Source organism: Pseudomonas sp. SJZ074 (assembly GCF_007828215.1).
In the GTDB taxonomy this organism is placed as follows: Bacteria; Pseudomonadota; Gammaproteobacteria; order Pseudomonadales; family Pseudomonadaceae; genus Aquipseudomonas.
On sequence record NZ_VIUE01000014.1, the window covers coordinates 79,110 to 95,137 of the forward strand.

Consider the following 16,028-nt stretch of genomic DNA (forward strand, 5'->3'; position numbering starts at 1 on the left):
CCCCATGGCCACCTTCAACCAACCCAAAGACCTGGGCGACTTACTGCTGCTCCAAGTCTGCCCCGGCTGGACCAAAAGCAACGTCACGTTGCTCGCCGGCACCGACTACCCACTCGGTCAGGTGCTCGCCAAAGTCGCCGGCAAATACCAACGCCTTGATCCCGCCGGCAGCGGTGCCACCAAAAAAGCCGCTGCCGTCCTGGCCGAACGCGTAAACGCCACGACCGGCGATCAACCCGGCGTGGTCATCGCCCGCGGCGCCGTCCTGGCCCTGGGGCAGTTGGTCTGGCCCGCCGGCATCACCGAAGCCCAGCAAGCCGTCGCGCTCGACGAACTCAACGCCCTGGGCATCGTCGCCCGCGCAACCCTCTAACCTGGAGCCACCCATGAACCTGCCAGACCTGTTCAGCGTCGCCAACCTCACCGCCGCCATCAACAAACTCCCGGCCATTCCCGGCAAGGTCGGCGCCATGGGCCTGTTCGACGAAAAAGGCGTCACCAGCACCAGCGTCATCATCGACGAGCGCGAAGGCCGGTTAGTGCTAGTGCCCAACACCTCACGCAACGACGACCCCGCGCCGCTCGAAGGTCGCAAACGCAAACGCCGCACCTTCGAAACCCTGCACCTGCCGGTCAGCAGCTCAATCCTGCCCAGCCAGTTGCAAGGCATCGCCGCCTTCGGCCAGGAAAACGCCACCGCGCCCGTCGTTACCGTCGTCAACGACCACCTGCAGGAACTCAAAAACAGCATCGAGGCCACCCGCGAATTCCAGCGCGTCGGCGCACTGCGCGGCCAATTGCTGGACGCCGATGGCTCGGTATTGTTCGACCTGTTTGATGAATTCGACGTCAAACAGAAGAAGGTCACCGTGCCCCTCAGCAAGCCCGAGACCAACGTGCGCAAAGCCTGCCTCGACGCCAAGCGCCACGCCGAATCCAAACTCGGTGGCGTGATGGTCACCGGCTTTCGCGCCTTGTGTGGGCCAGACTGGTTCGACGCGTTCACCGACCACGCCAAGGTCAAAGAAGCCTTCGCCCACTACCAGGCCGCGCAAGACCGCCTCGGCGGTGACATGCGCTCGGGCTTCACCTTCGGCGGCATCGAGTACATCGAATACGACGTCACCGTCAGCGGCCAGCGCTTCATCCCGGCTGACATCGCCCAGGTCTTTCCCGTCGCCCGGGGCGTGTTCCGTCTGTTCAACGCCCCGGCCAACTACAACGAAACCGTCAACACCCTGGGCCAGGCGTTTTACAGCAAAGCCGAGCCGCGCAAGATGGGCAAAGGCTGGGACCTGGAAGCCCAGGCCAACCCCTTGGCCATGTGCCTGTTCCCCGAAGCCCTCGTTGAACTGAAGGCGGGTTGAGCCATGCGCTACTGCACCCGTGCCGACCTCGGCAACGCCATTCCATTGATGACACTCACCCAGCTGTCCAGCGACGACCCGGCCGCCGCGCAGCCCAACGAAAGCGTCATCGATGACAGCCTCAGGCAAGCGCAAGAGCTGGTCGACGGCTACCTGCGTGGCCGCTACCGCCTGCCACTCGACCAAGTGCCCACCGTACTGCGCGACGCCGTGGTCTACCTGGCCCGGCACTGGCTGTACCAACGTCGCCCCGAAGGCGCCTTGCCCGAGGCGGTCATCAGCAGCCGCAAAGACACCCTCAAACTGCTGGAGAGCATTCGCGACGGCGTCGTCACCCTCGGCCTGCCCACCGGTCACGCCGTGCCAGAGCCCGGCGAGGTCCGCGTGCGCGTACGCCCTCAACAATTCGATGCACAGACCTGGGAGCGCTACTGATGACCGACCCTATGCCCACCACCCAAACTGAACAACTGCTGGAGGCGATCCTCGCTCGGCTGCAAAACGAGTTCGGCCAGCAACTGAGCATCGAGTTGTTCCCCGAGAACCCGGTTCAGTACCGCCTCAACCATCCCCACGGCGCGGTTCTGCTGGCCTACGTCAAATCGACATTTGGCCCGACGCAAAGCACTGACATGACGTTCCAGGCCCGCAGTTTGGTACTGCGCCTTACCCTGATTTTTCGGCAGCTCAACGGTAAAGACGGCGTCGTCAGCCACCTCGACCGTCTGCGCGACTGCCTCTGTGGCTGGTATCCACCCAATGCCGATCAGGCCTGCCATCCCATCGCTGAGCAATACATTGGCTACGTGAACGGCGTCTGGCAGTACGCCCAGGACTACGCCACCCGCGCCACCCAAGTGCAATCCGCCCCCGCGTTGCTCACCCGCGCAAACCTCAAGGTGCCTATATGAACCTGACCCGCTACCGCTACAGCGGCCCGCCCAGTGGTGCTTCCCTCTGGGTCGGCAAAAAACGCGAGGCGTTGGACGTGCTCTTGCATCCGGATAAGCCCGTCGAGTTACCCGCTGACCACGAATACACCCTCGTGCTGCTGGCGCTCAAACACCTGCAACGGCTGCCCACCGACATGAAATCCGCCGCCAAAACGCCCGCGTCTCTACTCTCCGCAAAGGAATAACGCGCCATGCCCGCCAACTATCTACACGGCATCGAAACCACCGAAATCGAGCGTGGCCCTCGGCCCATTCGGGTCGTCAAGTCGGCCGTCATCGCCTTGGTCGGCACCGCACCTACCGGCTCGATCAATGAGCTGACCCTGTGCCTGAACGACACTGACGCCGCCCAGTTCGGCCCACACACCACCGGCTACAGCATCCCTGAAGCCCTGGACGGCATCCACGACTTCGGCGCCGGCACGGTGCTGGTCGTCAACGTCTTGGACCCGGCCATCCACAGCACTCATGTGGCGGACCAAGTCGACCAGTTCGCCGAGAACGATAACTTGCAGCTACAGCACGGCGCACTGCAAACGCTGCAAATAAAGTCCGCCGATGGGGCCGTCACCTTCGTACAAGACCAGGACTACACCGCTGATTTACTCACCGGCCACGTCCGGCGCGTGGCGACCGGCAAGATTGCCGTCAACGCCCCGATCAAAGTGGACTACAGCTACGCCGACCCCAGCAAAGTTGCCGCCGCAGACATCATCGGCGGCATCACCGTTGCCGGGCGGCGCACCGGCTTAAAAGCCTTCCAAGACAGCTACAACCAACTGGGTTTCTTCCCCAAGATTTTCATCGCCCCAGGCTTCAGCACCTTGAAAGCCGTGAGCGTTGAACTCAGCACCTCGGCCGGCCAAGTGGGCGGCGTGACCTACATCGATGCCCCCATCGGCATGACCGTGCAACAAGTACTCGCCGGGCGGGGGCCCACCGGCAGCATCAACTTCGATACCAGCAGCGACCGTGTGCGGTTGTGCTACCCCCACGTCAAAGTCCACGACGCCGCCAACGGAGAACGCCTGCAACCGCTGTCCATCCGCGCCGCCGGCCTGCGCGCAAAAGTCGATAACGACCACGGTTACTGGTGGAGCAGTTCCAACCAGGCACTGATCGGCGTCATTGGGCTGGAGCGGCCATTAACGGCGCGGATCGATGACCCCAACAGCGAAGTCAACGTGCTCAATGAAAACGGCATCACCACCGTCTTCAATTCCTTCGGCACCGGCCTGCGTCTATGGGGTAACCGCACGGCGGCGTGGCCCACCGTCACCCACATGCGCAACTTCGAAAACGTGCGACGCACCAAAGACGTCGTCGATGAATCCATCCGCTATAGCTCGCTGCAATTCGTCGACCAACCCATTACCACCTCGCTCATCACCAGCATCACCGAAAGCGTCAACTTGTTCCTGCGCAAACTCATCGGCGACGGCGCCTTACTCGGCGGCGAGTGCTGGTACGACCCGGCGCGTAACCCGCAAACCGAACTGGAACAAGGCCACGCACTGTTCAACTACAAACTCACTGTGCCACCGCCTTTTGAGCGTGGCACCTTCGAAACCGAAATCACCGGGCAATACCTGGTCAACCTGGGGGCCGCATAAATGGCAGGCTTTAGCGCACACCGTATTTCAAACGCCAATATCTACCTGGACGGCGCCAGCTTCTTTGGCAAGTGTGAAGAGATCGACCTGGGCACCCTCAAAACCATGATGAATGACTTTCAGGGGCTGGGCATGGTCGGGTTGATTGAGCTGCCGGATGGCATCGACAAGCTGGAAGGGAAAATCACTTGGAACAGCTTGTACTTCGAAGCGGCGAAGAAGCTGGTCACGCCGTTCAAGAGCGTGCAACTGCAATGCCGCTCCAACGTGCAGGTGTTCAATAACGGCGGGCTGGTCAATGAGGTTCCGCTGGTCACGACCATGACCATCACCGGGAAGGAGTACCAGTTGGGTACGCATAAGCCGCGGGACTCGACCAAGTATGAGACGCCGTTTTCGGCGACCTATGTGCGGCAGATGATCAATGGGGATGAGGTGGTGTTGCTGGATTATTTGGCGAATATTTTTCGGGTGGGTGGGGTGGATCAGTTGAGTAGGTACCGGAAGAACATTGGTCAGGCATAGCGGGTAATGGCGGGCAGCGATTCATGAAGCCTGAGCGCCGGCCGATACTGTCCCCTGGACTCATAACTGGATGACAATTAATGGCTGATTCATCGTGGTGGCAGACCCTTGGGGCTTCGCTGCTGACGGCGGCTTTCACTCTTGCAGGTACAAACTTGCAGCAGGCTCACCAAGACGAACGGGCTGACAAGTCAAAGTTTTTGGACGGTGCCCAAGCAACCGCGCAAGAAACCAGCCGTCTGTTGTACGACGGCTACAATGCGCTGGATAAGTTACTAAAAGAAATAAATGAAAAGGGTTGGAATGAATTTTCTCACGGGCCATGGGACGAGTATATGCAATTCCAACGAAACTGGCGCCAACAACTGATAGCGGAACATTTTAGGCTGTCGCGTTACTTTGGCAAAAATATGGCAAATGAGCTGGTTCATATCGATGAAATTGACATTCACCCTATAACTAATCACTCATCCCCAAACCCTTGCTCGCCGCCTGGGGACGAAAAGGATTATGATGTTGAAAAACTCTCCGACCAAATCGAATGCTACGCTCGACTTGCGACATTAGAGCAAGATATTATCAATGAAAACCTTAAGGACCAAAAAGCCAAAGGGCTATACGATGCGTTGGGTTCTAAGCGTAACACCGAAGAAAGCGCCTGGAATCTATTGCAGCACTACGATAAATTTACGGTTAACTATCTAAGAAGGCTGGATGCAACGTTAACGGAGTTAGGAGCTTCGAAAGTAACCGTTATACTAAACAAATCATAACGTGTTGGCTGGGGCACGTATTATGCGGATGAATCTGATTCTTGGAATAACTTGATAGCACCACAGAAAGTACGTTGCGAACGCCGTTATAGAACGGTAGACCACAGGCCGACAGAGACGACCGTTTGCAAGCTATAATGCATCACTATGGACGTGCGCTCTGACTATTTTCTGCCTAATAAACAGAGAAAATAGCTTGGTAGGAGGCGTGCGAAACGCTTATCTAACGTGTGAGGGCAGGTATGCAAGGAACGCTGGAACATTATAGATCAACGCTGGGAGGAGTCGGATGGTTCATCCCGCCCTATCTCACAATGGGCTTCTTGGATGCTGTATGCGCAGAGATTCATAGAAAAGGTAATTTGTTCACTCAGGATGATCTGGAAGAGGTATTAGCTTCTGCATACTCCCCGGTGAATTTAGCGGCGATGGTCACTGAGAGATACCCCGTCACGCCATTCATTCAGGATTATAAAGTAATCATTTCCGAGGCAGTACAAGCCCACTTTATGGGCCTTGATCACATTGCAGTAGGTGGGCTGATGCCAGTAATCGAAGGGGCAGCCAAAAGGATTGCAGCTGACCGAGGGATAGCCTTCGGTGATATCCGGCCCGGATTCAAGGCTTTGGCTGATGATTGCAAGCACGACGCTATAACCAAAAGCATGGGAGACGTGGGCGAGCTGGTCTCGATGCTGGATTCCTTCTCCGATTTTACCGACCGAAATCTGTATATCGGATCAGAAAAATATCCACATCCAGACATGACGAATAGACATGGAATCCTTCATGGGGCATACGACGATGAAGCTTATGGCAAGCCAATTAATTTTTACAAATCCATCGCCGCAATTGACTTTTTGTGTCTGATTTCAGCGTTTAAAGCCCATGTATCTTGGATGTCTCCCAGGTCTACTACCGCGTCGAATAGCCTCGCGCTTTTCTACCTGGCGTGCCTGAAACTGTCTAAGCTAAACCCATTGAAATAAATCTAGTGTAATCGGCCGCGACTCCTACACTCGACTGAGTACCGGCCTAGCTAGTTCAATCCCGTTATTTGCTTTTTTGGCCAATCCAAATCGAATATCTTGATGATCTCCTTGCGCACGGCATCAGAGAAATTCAAAGCGATTTTATTGCGAGTTCGAGCTATCGCTGCTTGCAGCTTATCACTATGCTTAATAACTCCTGGCGCAAGTTTTTCCATTGTCTTTGAAAACTCTTCTGCCTCTTGCTCCAGTGGCCCCATTGGAACCAAGATAGACGGATCTTTCGCTGCCCGCTCTGGAACTGAGTCTACATCTAGCATTGCTTGTTTTTGCAAGAGAGACAGGGTGTGTGAAATGTCATCTGCAACATGCTTAATATATGTATAGTCCTCAGGCTTTAGTATCTTCTCAGCATCACTTTTTTCAAACTCAGCAAGAAAACATTGTGCTGTATCGACCTTCAATATATTTTCTCCTAGATAAGCTTCTGGAGGTGTCATGAGGCCTGAACAGTATGGGGCAGCAAAAACTATCCGTTTCTGCAGATCCCGTCTGTCGCGTTCATATGCTTCAAGCTTAACTTTCTCAAGGGCTGCGGTGGCGACTTCAAGCTTTTCGGTCGTAGCGGTAAGCTCGAACTCGCGACGAGCAATGCTTTCTTCCAATGCTGCCGTTTTGTATAAGGGAATGACTGTAAAATACAAAGCGCCTATGGTAAGGGCAAAAAGACCAAACTGAGACAAATGGCTCAGTCGAGAAAGCCAAACATCCAATTTTTGTGAATTCTGATTTTGCTGTGATAAGAGGGGCGGATGATATTGCGCTCTTTCGTTATAATGTTTTTTTCTTGGACGCCGCATGTGAAAACCATTTTATAATCGGAGATGTTTGAGTGAATTTTGACACTTCGAGAGGTCAAAAACCACATAATTAGAACGTTAGCTGGTTACTTAACCAATCGCTATCGGCTTCAAAGTATTCCTGAGATTTACGGCTGGTCGCGTGAACATGTCATCACGTCGCTCTGGCAAACGGCATGCAATGCCTTTTACGAAGCCGTACATCATCTGGCGCCATTGCCTACAGCCCCGACAGAATTCCCCGGCTGCGCGCCTGTGCGCTCAGCGATATCTTATCCCCGTCACCGCTCGCAGTGACCGGGCGGAGCAGCCTGCAGTGGTATTTAGGTGCCTCTCGTGAAGGAACAGGCCGCTCCGCCCGATGTTTAATGGCGCTGCACGCCGGGCCCCTAGGCTTTCTGGCGATGCCCGATTCTCCGGTCTACTCCGGCGTTCAGTGACCAATTTTTTAGCAGTCCGGCCACTTGTGGCGGCTATACGAGGATTCAACCGTTAGCATTGATTGGCCTCTCTGCAAGGACCTCGTACAGCTGCCTCCCTCTGTCTACCCGTTAGGGGGCTTCATTCAGAGCGCCATAAGTGATCTCAGGGCGACAGCCAGCCGCCCAAAAGAAGTCCAATTTAGATCCTTCCCAGCCTGTACTTGATGGTGGCTGTGCACAGGGCGCTCTCGGGCGCGCCGGTCTTGCCAATTCCTCCGGTCGACTAACCTGCGTACAGCCGCCACCCTTCCAAAAAAACAATAATGCCCTCAATGTTTAGCGCGCATAAACATGCTTTGAAGTGCACGTTTAATGACATCCGACGTAACGTCCTAAAGGCTACGAAACCTTGCGCTCATACTTACGCGTACGTCAGAATCCGCCGGCTTGTGCGCTTTAGCCCCGGCCTTTATCGTTGACCTGCCACTGCCCCATCAGTGGTCGGGTTTAGTCGCTCGGTCGGTTTTAGTAAGGTGCATAAGTACCATTCAGTCAGGTCGTTCTCAACCTGTACTTGATGGTGGTTGTGCGTAGGGCGCCCTTGGGCGCGCCGGGTTTGCTAATTCCACCGGTCGACTAACCTGCGCACAGCCGCCACCCTCTTTTAGTCGAGAGCGGTTGCGGCCCCAACACTGGAATTAGTTCATATGTTCAAAGTAACTCCCAACCCCCCGGGCATCGATCCGGTCCTCTCTGGTGTCACCTCTCTCGATCCTAAGAAGCTACAAGAGGCGGCAGACCGCGCGCTCAACTTTTACCTTTATCCTGAGGGGCGTAAAACGCAGATACCGCCCCGCAGACCCAGCACGATCTTCACCATCGAAGCAGCGGTGGATGACGAAACGTTGCTTGTCGAGGCCTGCGAATCCCTGGCATCTGCCAGCGTGATGGTCAGCGAACTCGTCAATTTAACGGACGACCCACGACGCCAAACGATGTTGGTGCTGCAACGGGTCATCATGTTGGGGGAGTTAGCGGTCAATCGAGTACTGGATAACTACCAGTTGCCTGGGTAGTCGCCAGGCAATGTTGTGGGGGCGCTTGCGCCCTCACAACAAAACGCACCATCAAAAGCCATTACCGCGCTTCTTATTTCCTCTGCCTAGCAACACTGCCAGCATAGGCCCGCAAGTGAGCCTTTGCGGCACTGACAGGGTTAAGCCCACGAAGCTCAGTGGAGCGTTGGCTTCCATCAGGCAGTGACACCGTCAAGGTGTCATCGAAGACGCTATACAAAGCGGTGTGCTGCACGCCGTCAATTTCAATTGTGATTTCGTCTTCCATCCGGTCTCCGGTCGTAGCAAGGGTTAATCATTCCCATAGCTATGGGAACGGTCTCCAGCCATCAACGCATGTTAAGGCAGGCGGGCAGGCTATCGAACACTTCCAGGCCATGGCCCGTCACCACGTATTCGTCCCCTCCACGGATAAGCTCTTCCTCTTTGAGCCACCGAACGCAGGCATTCAAAAATGATTCCTCAGATGTTTCAACGTAATACCCATCGTGAGGATCCAGACGGCCTGCTGGAAAGCCGAAATCCTCCGCACTCAAGCCAATAGGCGTTGGACAAGCATCGATCAGTTTGCTCATTATCTGAGTAATCAAATCATTAAATTTTTCTTTGTTCGACTCACTCATAGTTCCATCTCTCCTTGTGCATCGGGTCTGGTGCCGTCTTCCAAAGCAGCCTGAATCCTCTCTTTAAATCCGATTAAAAGCCAGTATCCAAGCGCACCGTCACCATCAGGCTCAACGAAGAGCAATCGATCTCACTGATCGACCTGGAGCATAATGATGGCCGACACACTCAACTTCATTCTCAAATTCCCCTTCAACAGCGCCAGCGGCGAACTGATCTCGACGCTGTCCATCAAGCGCCTCAAACGCAAAGACATCACCGCCGCCCAAGCGGTGACTAAAGATGAAGGCGCCATGGAAGATCTGCTGGTCGCCAAGATGCTGGGCATCACCCTCGAAGACCTCGGCGAGTTCGACATTGCCGACTCCCGGCTCGCCACCGAGGTGTTGCGGGAAATGGCAGCCGCAGGTGACCTTGTTGCAGTCCTGGGACGAGGCGCTGTTGCTGGTGCTCCGGATGCAGCCGTCTGAGATCGCCGGGCTCGACATGGTCGAGTACTGGCGCTGGGTGGCGGTGTGTGAGCGTGAGATCAATCGTCGGCTTGAACTGGCCGAAAGAACCAGTGGCTGATCAGCGTCACAAGGCCCACAACCAAGCCTGCCAGCAACGCGCCGCCCGCCGCCAAAGGGGTGGCCGCCAAGGCCAGCAAAGGTAGCCCAAAACAGAACGCCAACACCGCCGCCCACAACGGCAAGTGCACCAGGCACAGCCAGGCAAGCCCGATCACACCGGTGCCGAGGGCCAATGCATAAACAAGGTGGGCGGTGCGTAGCGCGGCTTTTTCAAACATGCCCAAAGCGTAGCTAGATCTAATGGCGAATGAAGTCCTGTTGGGGTTAAAAATTGGCGGGGTTGTTTCAGGCAGTTTCAATGCGGCCTTCGGCTCAGCCAAATCCACGGTGCAGCAGCTCAGCCGGGCCACCGATGGCCTTACGGCCAAGCAACAAGCCATTGGTAACGCGCTGTCGGCGGCCTTGGCCCGTGGCGGTACCGGCCTTGTCCAACTGCGTCAGCAGTACACGTCGGTGGGCATCGCCATCGACCAGCTCAAAGCCAAGCAAGACAGCCTCACCGCCAGCATCGAGCGCGGTGATGCCCTGCGGACGAAACGTCGGGAGCTGCGCGGCCAGGCCATGGAGGTCATCGGCACCGGCGTGGCGCTGGGCGCGCCAGTGGTTCGGTCATTCAATACGGCCGTCGATTTCCAGGACCAGACCCGCGACATCGCCATCACCGGCGGTTTCAACCCGGCGCAGGAACAACGCTTGAGCTTAGCCATGCGTGGCGCGGCGCTCAGGTGGAATCAGACCCAAACCGACGTCGCCAACGGCACCGCCATCCTCATTGCTGGTGGCATCGACAATCTCAAGGAGCTCACCGAGTACGCGCCGGTCATGGCGAAAACCGCGACCGCTACCCGCGCCAGCATGAACGATCTCGGGTCGGTCGCTATCGCCCTCAGCGAAAACCTGGGCATTGGTGCGGCAGGCTTGGAGCGTTCCATGAACATGCTGGCGTTTGCCGGTAAGAGCGGTCAGTTCGAGCTGGCCGACATGGCCAAATGGCTGCCGCAGCTCACCCCCCAGTTCGCCGCCCTGGGCATGACCGGCGAGCGCGCCGTGGCCGAGATCGGCGCCTCGCTGCAGATCGCCCGCCGCGGTGCCGGCAGTAACGATGAAGCTGCCAACAACTACAAAAACTTCCTCTCAAAACTCACCGCGCCAGAGACGTTAAAAGCCTTTGAAAAGGCCGGTATCGATCTGAAGCGCAGTATGAAAAACCTGGTCAGCGAGGGTTTGTCCCCCGCACAGGCCATGCTCAATATCCTCACGGCCCACCTTGGCAGAAAGGCCCCGGCCGCGGCCGCCGAGTACGGCAAGGCACTGAACATCAAGGACGAGCAAGAACGGCAGACGGCACTGGCCCGGCTCGATGAGGCCTATAAGCTCGGCGCCTTATTCGCCGACCAGCAAGTCCTGTCTTTTGTCCGGCCCGCGTTGGCGAATCAACAGGATCTGGCCAGTATCGAACAAGGCAGCAAAAGCGCCGCCGACCAAGGCCTGCTCGATCAGGACTGGGCCAAGCGCATGGGCAGTTCTAAAGAGCAATTGAAAGAGCTGCGCAACAACCTGACCGACATCGGCCTCTCAGTCGGCAGTGCGCTGTTGCCCGCCATCGTCGACGTCAGCCGCGCCGTAGTGCCGCTCATGCGCTCGTTTTCGGCCTGGTCAGAACAGCACCCAGACCTTATTCGCGGCCTGGTCGGCTTGGTTGGGGGCCTGCTACTCGGCAAACTGGCCTTCATCGGCGTGGCCTACGGCGCCCAACTGGTCATGGCACCGTTCGTGGCCATGACCACCACCGTCACCGCACTGTCTGCCAAGTGGGCGTTGCTCCGTGGCCTGTGGCAGACGGGAACATTTGCGCCGCTCATCACACGGCTAAGCCGTATTGGCGGCGGGTTGCTCAAGGTCGCCCGCGGCGCGCTGTTCCTGGGCAAGATGCTTGGCGGTACGTTGTTGGTCGGCTTGAAACTCGCCGGGCAAGCCGTCCTGTGGCTTGGCCGAGCGCTGATGCTCAATCCCATTGGGTTGTTGATCACCGGTATAGCGCTGGCGGCGTATTTGATTTACCGGCACTGGGCGCCGATCAAAGCGTTCTTCACCGGTCTGTGGGGCGAGGTCACCACTGGCTTTAGCGGTGGTCTGTCCGGCATCGTCGGCTTACTGGTCAATTTCTCTCCGGTCGGGTGGTTCTACCGCGCCTTTGCCGGTGTCATGAGTTACTTCGGCATCGAGCTGCCGGGCACGTTCACCGAGTTCGGCGGCCTGCTGGTCACGGGGCTGGTCAACGGCATCAGCAACAGGGCCGGCGCCCTCAAAGACAGTGTCGTGGGCATCGGGTCGTCCGTTAAGGGCTGGTTTACCGAAACCTTGGGCATTGAGTCCCCTAGCCGGGTTTTCATCGGTTACGGCGCTAACATCAGCGAAGGCGCAGCCCTCGGTATCCACGCCCAGGCGGGCTTGGTTCGTCAGGCCGCGCTCGGCATGGCCGCCCAAAGCGCGGTGGATATGGCGCCGCCCAATCCCGCGCAGGTGACCCAGGCCAGCATGATGAGCGGCACTGGCCGAAGGTCAGCCGTCGCGGGTTCTGAATTCGCGGGCCCAATGACCTTCCATTTCTCGCCTCAGATCAACCTGCCCAGCGGTGCCGGAATGGACCAGATCAACCAAGGCTTACACGCCAGTTATGCCGAATGGGTGCGGTTGATGGAACGCTACCTGCACGACAAACGCCGCCGCAGTTACGGCCCCGCCGACGAGGTCACCGCCTAATGTTTGCCATCTTGGGCGATATCGAATTCACCGTCGCAGGCGGTATCAGCGGCATGGAACACAACGGCTCATCCGATTGGGCCGAGCATGCGCGCATCCAGGGCAAGCCGCTGTTGGAGTGGATAGGCGAAGGCTTGGATGAATGCAACCTGACCATTGAGTTACACCCCGTGCTGGGCGATCCCCAAGCGCGTCTACAGGCGTTGCACCAAGCCAAAAGCCAACACCAGCCGTTGGCCTTCGTCATGGGCAGTGGTGAATATCTAGGGGTGTATGTCATCCGGTACATCAGCAACACCTGGCGGCGCGCCACGGCCGCCGGGCAGATCAAAGCCGCCACCGTGCAGCTCAACCTGGCGGAGTACACCGGCCCCTTCAGCCGTAACGTCGCGCGCCCCGGCCTATTCGACGCGACCCTGCGCGGAACTTCAGCCGCCACCATCGGTTCTCCCGGTTTGATCACGCGGCCGATACCTTCGCCCAGCGTCACACAGCAGGTGGTCGCTCAGGCAACGGCGGCGGCCAATCTGCTCAGGGCCGGGCAGAACCTTTACCGTGCGGTCAAGAGCCGTGACGCCCCCCTGGTTCTGGGCCAGGTGCCGCAGCTACTCGGCATCACGGCGCGGACCATCGAGCCGTTGCAGGCGTTGGCCCACGTCGCGGGGGCGCTCGACAGCACCGTCGATTTATCACACCTGGGCGAGCAAGTACTGGGGCATGTCACAAGCGCACGCAACAGTTTGAACCCTGTGGACCTGGGCAACATCCTCGATCGCTTTGCTGCCTCCGGCGCTGCCCTCGATCAGGCGCTCAGCACCATGGACGCTGCCAACGCCCGATGGGCGGGTTTGGCCGCACACGTCTTGACCCGGAGAGCCTGATGTTCATCGCGCATATCACGACAGAGGGCGAACGCTGGGACCAGTTGGCCTGGCGGTATTACGGCGACGCCCACCGCTATCTGCCGATCGTTCAGGCCAACCCCCATGTGCCTATCAGCGCCGTATTGCCCGCGGGGCTTAGGCTCGCCATTCCCATGCTGCAACCGCTCCCCACCACAGAAGACCTCCCGCCATGGATGCGATGATTCCTCACCAGGTGCCCAACGCACGCTTCGTACTGACCTACCAGCAGCACAACATCACCCGTAACGTCAGCCAGCACCTGCTGTCCCTGTCTTACACCGACTACCTCACCGGTCAGGCAGACAGCCTGGCGGTCGAGCTGGAAGACACCCAAGGCAAGTGGCGCGATCAATGGTACCCAGGCCACGGCGACAGCGTGTCTCTGTCTATCGGCTGGGAAGGCCAGCCGTTGCGCGACCTCGGCCGCTTCGAAATCGACGAAGTCGAACTCAACTGCCCACCCTCAACCGTCACCCTCCATGGCCTGGCCACCGGTATCAAAACGGCACTGCGCACCACGCACCACCACGCATACGAAAACACCACGCTGGCCGCCATCGCCCGGCAGATCGCCACCCGCCAGGGCCTGCAACTGATCGGCAACATCCAAGCGATCCCACTCGACCGTCTCACCCAGCAACAGGCCGACCTGACGTTCTTGCGCGACCTGGCCGCCGAATTCGACTACGCCTTCAAAATCACCGGCCAGCGCTTGGTCTTCCACGCCATCAGTGAATTGTCCAACGCCGCGCCAGTGGCAACGTTGGTGCTCCAAGACCTAAGCCATGTGAACCTGCGCGACCAAATCAAAACCGTCCCCCAAGCCGTCGAGCTCAAACATAAAGACCCCGCCAACAAACAACTAATCACCTACACCCTCGAAAACGGCGAAACCGTCGCCGCGCCCAGCAGCGCCAGCAAAACCACCACCAGCGGCGACACACAAAAAAGCCGCAAACGCAGCACCTCCATTGAAGCATCCAAAGCCAGAGCCGCTGCCGAGCTGACTAAAGCCAACCGCGAACGCACCACCGGCAGTTGGACGACCATGGGCAAGCCCAACCTGGTCAGCGGCAACGTCGTCACCCTGGCCGCGGCCGGGCAACTTGGCGGGCGCTACCTCATCACATCATCCCACCACCGCATCACCCGTACCGGCGGCTACACGGTTCACAAACACCTGTGCCGCGTCCGCACCACCCACCAAGAGGAAACATCATGAGCATCGACCTGGCCTACGGCGAAGTCAGCGCCATCGACTACCCAAGCTGCCGCATTCGTGTTCGCCTCGACGACCGCGACGGCCTGCAGACCTATTGGCTCAATATTCCCCTGCGCAACACCCAGGGCACACAGCGTCGACCGCTCATGCCGGAAATGGGCGAGCAGGTTGCGGTGCTGCTCGATGCGGATGGGGTCGGTGGCGTGTACCTGGGCGGGATCTATTCAACAGCAGAGCCGCCACCGGTTATAGAGGCAGATACGGATTACGTGCGGTTCAGTGATGGGACGGTTTCGGCTTATGACCGTGCGGCTGGGGTGATGACGTTGGATTGCGTAGGGGCGTTGGTTTTGAAGTGCGGGAGGAACATCACGATTGAGGCAGGTGGGCCCGTGGTGGTGAAAGCGTCTTCGGCGACGTTGGATATCGCGCAGGTCACCTTGAACGGGGACCTGCAGGTGAAGGGCGATATCAGTGCAGCCGGCAGCGTTATGGATGCCGAAGGCAACTCAAATCACCACAGTCATTAGGTCGCTAGCTCGACATTTTTCGGCTGCTCGTCACCGACACTAACGTGTGGTTTATTCCAGCTTATCGTTCCTTCTGTGTACCCAGGGAACTCGGGGTGAATTTCTTCATGTATGACGCCTGAAAGACCCCTGATACGCGAGGCAACACGCATGGCACCATTGACTCTGGCAAATCGAGTTTCTTGTTCAAACTTTCCATTTCGCGAATGCGTGACGATTTTGAAGCTGAACCGATCTCGATCGCCAACCTCGTTGTCAGCGAATTTTTGGGTCATACCACAATGGACATCACCTAATTGGTGTTTGGAAGTGAAGTCCAACAGACCCTGCGCCTTGAAACTACCTTTTAGCTTTTCCACATCGGTAATGGTGACGTTCACTTGTTGCAATGAATACTGTCCCTTGTGGATAGCGACCCACAGTATTTTTGAGCCTACAAAAATGACCGGGAAGTAATGCATATAGCTGTCGCCGCCAGTGATATGGCTGATCATGTTCTGAGTTTTGCTTTCCAGCTCGTCAACTAAGTGATTGAGGCGCTGTTCGACACTCCCAAAGCTTTCCTCCACACCGGCCTGCTTTCGTACCCTGAACAATTGGCCTGTCAGCCAACTGGCCAGAAAGAACGATGATCCGAAATTCGAAATGACATCCTTGACTGTGACAGCCGGTCCCCAAACGGCATAAACAGTCCATAAGGAAGAAACAAGGAAAGGGACCCAGAACTCTTTGACTAACTGGCGCACCGTTTTTTTCGAGATACCAAACACTGACGCGACTCCCTTCGATATTTTCTAGACACTCCCTCATCGGCGGCGCGAACAACATCTTTAA

At 57.5% G+C, this 16,028-nt stretch carries 21 protein-coding genes; 16 read left to right on the forward strand and 5 right to left on the reverse strand.

Going from position 1 to position 16,028, the window contains the following annotated elements:
* The first annotated feature begins 4 nt into the window (after nucleotides 1-4).
* From FBX99_RS16100 to FBX99_RS16140, 9 genes are all read left to right on the forward strand, one after another.
* Nucleotides 5-373, forward strand: coding sequence for a head decoration protein (locus FBX99_RS16100; RefSeq protein ID WP_145132039.1), 369 nt, complete (start codon nucleotides 5-7; stop codon nucleotides 371-373).
* A gap of 13 nt (nucleotides 374-386) precedes the next feature.
* Nucleotides 387-1,367: a major capsid protein gene (locus FBX99_RS16105; protein WP_145132041.1), complete on the forward strand. Its 981-nt coding sequence runs from the start codon at nucleotides 387-389 to the stop codon at nucleotides 1,365-1,367.
* A gap of 3 nt (nucleotides 1,368-1,370) precedes the next feature.
* Nucleotides 1,371-1,802, forward strand: a complete 432-nt coding sequence (locus FBX99_RS16110; RefSeq protein WP_145132043.1) for a gp436 family protein — start codon at nucleotides 1,371-1,373, stop codon at nucleotides 1,800-1,802.
* A complete protein-coding gene (locus FBX99_RS16115) occupies nucleotides 1,802-2,278 on the forward strand; it encodes a Gp37 family protein (RefSeq protein ID WP_145132045.1) in 477 nt (158 codons plus the stop codon). The genes FBX99_RS16110 and FBX99_RS16115 overlap by 1 nt, the downstream gene beginning before the upstream one ends.
* Complete coding sequence (locus tag FBX99_RS16120; RefSeq protein ID WP_145132047.1) at nucleotides 2,275-2,505, forward strand: hypothetical protein; 231 nt, start codon at nucleotides 2,275-2,277, stop codon at nucleotides 2,503-2,505. The genes FBX99_RS16115 and FBX99_RS16120 overlap by 4 nt, the downstream gene beginning before the upstream one ends.
* 6 nt (nucleotides 2,506-2,511) lie before the next feature.
* On the forward strand, nucleotides 2,512-3,933 hold the full coding sequence (locus FBX99_RS16125; RefSeq protein WP_145132049.1) for a phage tail sheath subtilisin-like domain-containing protein: 1,422 nt from the start codon (nucleotides 2,512-2,514) through the stop codon (nucleotides 3,931-3,933).
* Nucleotides 3,934-4,458: a phage major tail tube protein gene (locus tag FBX99_RS16130; protein WP_145132051.1), complete on the forward strand. Its 525-nt coding sequence runs from the start codon at nucleotides 3,934-3,936 to the stop codon at nucleotides 4,456-4,458.
* A gap of 80 nt (nucleotides 4,459-4,538) precedes the next feature.
* Complete coding sequence (locus FBX99_RS16135) at nucleotides 4,539-5,231, forward strand: hypothetical protein (RefSeq protein ID WP_145132053.1); 693 nt, start codon at nucleotides 4,539-4,541, stop codon at nucleotides 5,229-5,231.
* 242 nt (nucleotides 5,232-5,473) lie between these two features.
* Nucleotides 5,474-6,220, forward strand: a complete 747-nt coding sequence (locus FBX99_RS16140; protein ID WP_145132055.1) for a hypothetical protein — start codon at nucleotides 5,474-5,476, stop codon at nucleotides 6,218-6,220.
* Between the two features lie 50 nt (nucleotides 6,221-6,270).
* Here the strand turns inward: FBX99_RS16140 and FBX99_RS16145 are convergent, their stop codons facing one another.
* Complete coding sequence (locus FBX99_RS16145; RefSeq protein WP_145132057.1) at nucleotides 6,271-7,080, reverse strand: hypothetical protein; 810 nt, start codon at nucleotides 7,078-7,080, stop codon at nucleotides 6,271-6,273.
* Between the two features lie 1,129 nt (nucleotides 7,081-8,209).
* Here FBX99_RS16145 and FBX99_RS16150 point away from each other — a divergent pair.
* Nucleotides 8,210-8,578, forward strand: a complete 369-nt coding sequence (locus FBX99_RS16150; protein ID WP_145132059.1) for a DUF6124 family protein — start codon at nucleotides 8,210-8,212, stop codon at nucleotides 8,576-8,578.
* Between the two features lie 73 nt (nucleotides 8,579-8,651).
* Here the strand turns inward: FBX99_RS16150 and FBX99_RS16155 are convergent, their stop codons facing one another.
* Nucleotides 8,652-8,846: a hypothetical protein gene (locus tag FBX99_RS16155; RefSeq protein ID WP_145132061.1), complete on the reverse strand. Its 195-nt coding sequence runs from the start codon at nucleotides 8,844-8,846 to the stop codon at nucleotides 8,652-8,654.
* Between the two features lie 61 nt (nucleotides 8,847-8,907).
* Nucleotides 8,908-9,201 (reverse strand): hypothetical protein, encoded by a 294-nt coding sequence (locus FBX99_RS16160; protein WP_145132063.1) that lies wholly within the window; start codon nucleotides 9,199-9,201, stop codon nucleotides 8,908-8,910.
* A 156-nt stretch (nucleotides 9,202-9,357) separates the two neighbouring features.
* On the opposite strand from FBX99_RS16160, the gene FBX99_RS16165 reads away from it, so the two are divergent.
* Entirely contained in the window at nucleotides 9,358-9,672 is a 315-nt protein-coding gene (locus tag FBX99_RS16165) for a phage tail assembly protein (RefSeq protein ID WP_145132064.1), read from the forward strand.
* A 59-nt stretch (nucleotides 9,673-9,731) separates the two neighbouring features.
* Here FBX99_RS16165 and FBX99_RS16170 read toward each other — a convergent pair whose 3' ends face one another.
* Nucleotides 9,732-9,992, reverse strand: coding sequence for a hypothetical protein (locus FBX99_RS16170; protein WP_145132066.1), 261 nt, complete (start codon nucleotides 9,990-9,992; stop codon nucleotides 9,732-9,734).
* A 40-nt stretch (nucleotides 9,993-10,032) separates the two neighbouring features.
* Here FBX99_RS16170 and FBX99_RS16175 point away from each other — a divergent pair, with 40 nt between their 5' ends.
* Genes FBX99_RS16175 through FBX99_RS16195 form a run of 5 tightly spaced genes read left to right on the forward strand, consistent with a single transcriptional unit; the run spans nucleotide 10,033 to nucleotide 15,194 of the window.
* Nucleotides 10,033-12,537 (forward strand): phage tail tape measure protein, encoded by a 2,505-nt coding sequence (locus FBX99_RS16175; protein WP_256664073.1) that lies wholly within the window; start codon nucleotides 10,033-10,035, stop codon nucleotides 12,535-12,537.
* Nucleotides 12,537-13,418, forward strand: a complete 882-nt coding sequence (locus tag FBX99_RS16180) for a phage tail protein (RefSeq protein ID WP_145132070.1) — start codon at nucleotides 12,537-12,539, stop codon at nucleotides 13,416-13,418. Before FBX99_RS16175 ends, FBX99_RS16180 begins: the two co-directional genes overlap by 1 nt.
* Nucleotides 13,418-13,624 carry a tail protein X gene (locus FBX99_RS16185; protein WP_145132072.1) on the forward strand — a complete coding sequence of 69 codons (207 nt, stop codon included), beginning with the start codon at nucleotides 13,418-13,420 and terminating at the stop codon, nucleotides 13,622-13,624. The genes FBX99_RS16180 and FBX99_RS16185 overlap by 1 nt, the downstream gene beginning before the upstream one ends.
* Nucleotides 13,612-14,664 carry a phage late control D family protein gene (locus tag FBX99_RS16190; RefSeq protein ID WP_145132073.1) on the forward strand — a complete coding sequence of 351 codons (1,053 nt, stop codon included), beginning with the start codon at nucleotides 13,612-13,614 and terminating at the stop codon, nucleotides 14,662-14,664. Before FBX99_RS16185 ends, FBX99_RS16190 begins: the two co-directional genes overlap by 13 nt.
* Nucleotides 14,661-15,194, forward strand: coding sequence for a phage baseplate assembly protein V (locus FBX99_RS16195; protein WP_145132075.1), 534 nt, complete (start codon nucleotides 14,661-14,663; stop codon nucleotides 15,192-15,194). Before FBX99_RS16190 ends, FBX99_RS16195 begins: the two co-directional genes overlap by 4 nt.
* Here the strand turns inward: FBX99_RS16195 and FBX99_RS16200 are convergent.
* Complete coding sequence (locus FBX99_RS16200) at nucleotides 15,191-15,964, reverse strand: hypothetical protein (RefSeq protein WP_145132077.1); 774 nt, start codon at nucleotides 15,962-15,964, stop codon at nucleotides 15,191-15,193. The genes FBX99_RS16195 and FBX99_RS16200 overlap by 4 nt on opposite strands.
* Nucleotides 15,965-16,028 lie beyond the last annotated feature (64 nt).

Bases quoted from the DNA above. Each gene is read 5' to 3' on its own strand.
- FBX99_RS16100 (WP_145132039.1), top strand. From the start codon at position 5: ATGGCCACCTTCAACCAACCCAAAGACCTGGGCGACTTACTGCTGCTC.
- FBX99_RS16105 (WP_145132041.1), top strand. From the start codon at position 387: ATGAACCTGCCAGACCTGTTCAGCGTCGCCAACCTCACCGCCGCCATC.
- FBX99_RS16110 (WP_145132043.1), top strand. From the start codon at position 1,371: ATGCGCTACTGCACCCGTGCCGACCTCGGCAACGCCATTCCATTGATG.
- FBX99_RS16115 (WP_145132045.1), top strand. From the start codon at position 1,802: ATGACCGACCCTATGCCCACCACCCAAACTGAACAACTGCTGGAGGCG.
- FBX99_RS16120 (WP_145132047.1), top strand. From the start codon at position 2,275: ATGAACCTGACCCGCTACCGCTACAGCGGCCCGCCCAGTGGTGCTTCC.
- FBX99_RS16125 (WP_145132049.1), top strand. From the start codon at position 2,512: ATGCCCGCCAACTATCTACACGGCATCGAAACCACCGAAATCGAGCGT.
- FBX99_RS16130 (WP_145132051.1), top strand. From the start codon at position 3,934: ATGGCAGGCTTTAGCGCACACCGTATTTCAAACGCCAATATCTACCTG.
- FBX99_RS16135 (WP_145132053.1), top strand. From the start codon at position 4,539: ATGGCTGATTCATCGTGGTGGCAGACCCTTGGGGCTTCGCTGCTGACG.
- FBX99_RS16140 (WP_145132055.1), top strand. From the start codon at position 5,474: ATGCAAGGAACGCTGGAACATTATAGATCAACGCTGGGAGGAGTCGGA.
- FBX99_RS16145 (WP_145132057.1), bottom strand. From the start codon at position 7,080: ATGCGGCGTCCAAGAAAAAAACATTATAACGAAAGAGCGCAATATCAT.
- FBX99_RS16150 (WP_145132059.1), top strand. From the start codon at position 8,210: ATGTTCAAAGTAACTCCCAACCCCCCGGGCATCGATCCGGTCCTCTCT.
- FBX99_RS16155 (WP_145132061.1), bottom strand. From the start codon at position 8,846: ATGGAAGACGAAATCACAATTGAAATTGACGGCGTGCAGCACACCGCT.
- FBX99_RS16160 (WP_145132063.1), bottom strand. From the start codon at position 9,201: ATGAGTGAGTCGAACAAAGAAAAATTTAATGATTTGATTACTCAGATA.
- FBX99_RS16165 (WP_145132064.1), top strand. From the start codon at position 9,358: ATGGCCGACACACTCAACTTCATTCTCAAATTCCCCTTCAACAGCGCC.
- FBX99_RS16170 (WP_145132066.1), bottom strand. From the start codon at position 9,992: ATGTTTGAAAAAGCCGCGCTACGCACCGCCCACCTTGTTTATGCATTG.
- FBX99_RS16180 (WP_145132070.1), top strand. From the start codon at position 12,537: ATGTTTGCCATCTTGGGCGATATCGAATTCACCGTCGCAGGCGGTATC.
- FBX99_RS16185 (WP_145132072.1), top strand. From the start codon at position 13,418: ATGTTCATCGCGCATATCACGACAGAGGGCGAACGCTGGGACCAGTTG.
- FBX99_RS16190 (WP_145132073.1), top strand. From the start codon at position 13,612: ATGGATGCGATGATTCCTCACCAGGTGCCCAACGCACGCTTCGTACTG.
- FBX99_RS16195 (WP_145132075.1), top strand. From the start codon at position 14,661: ATGAGCATCGACCTGGCCTACGGCGAAGTCAGCGCCATCGACTACCCA.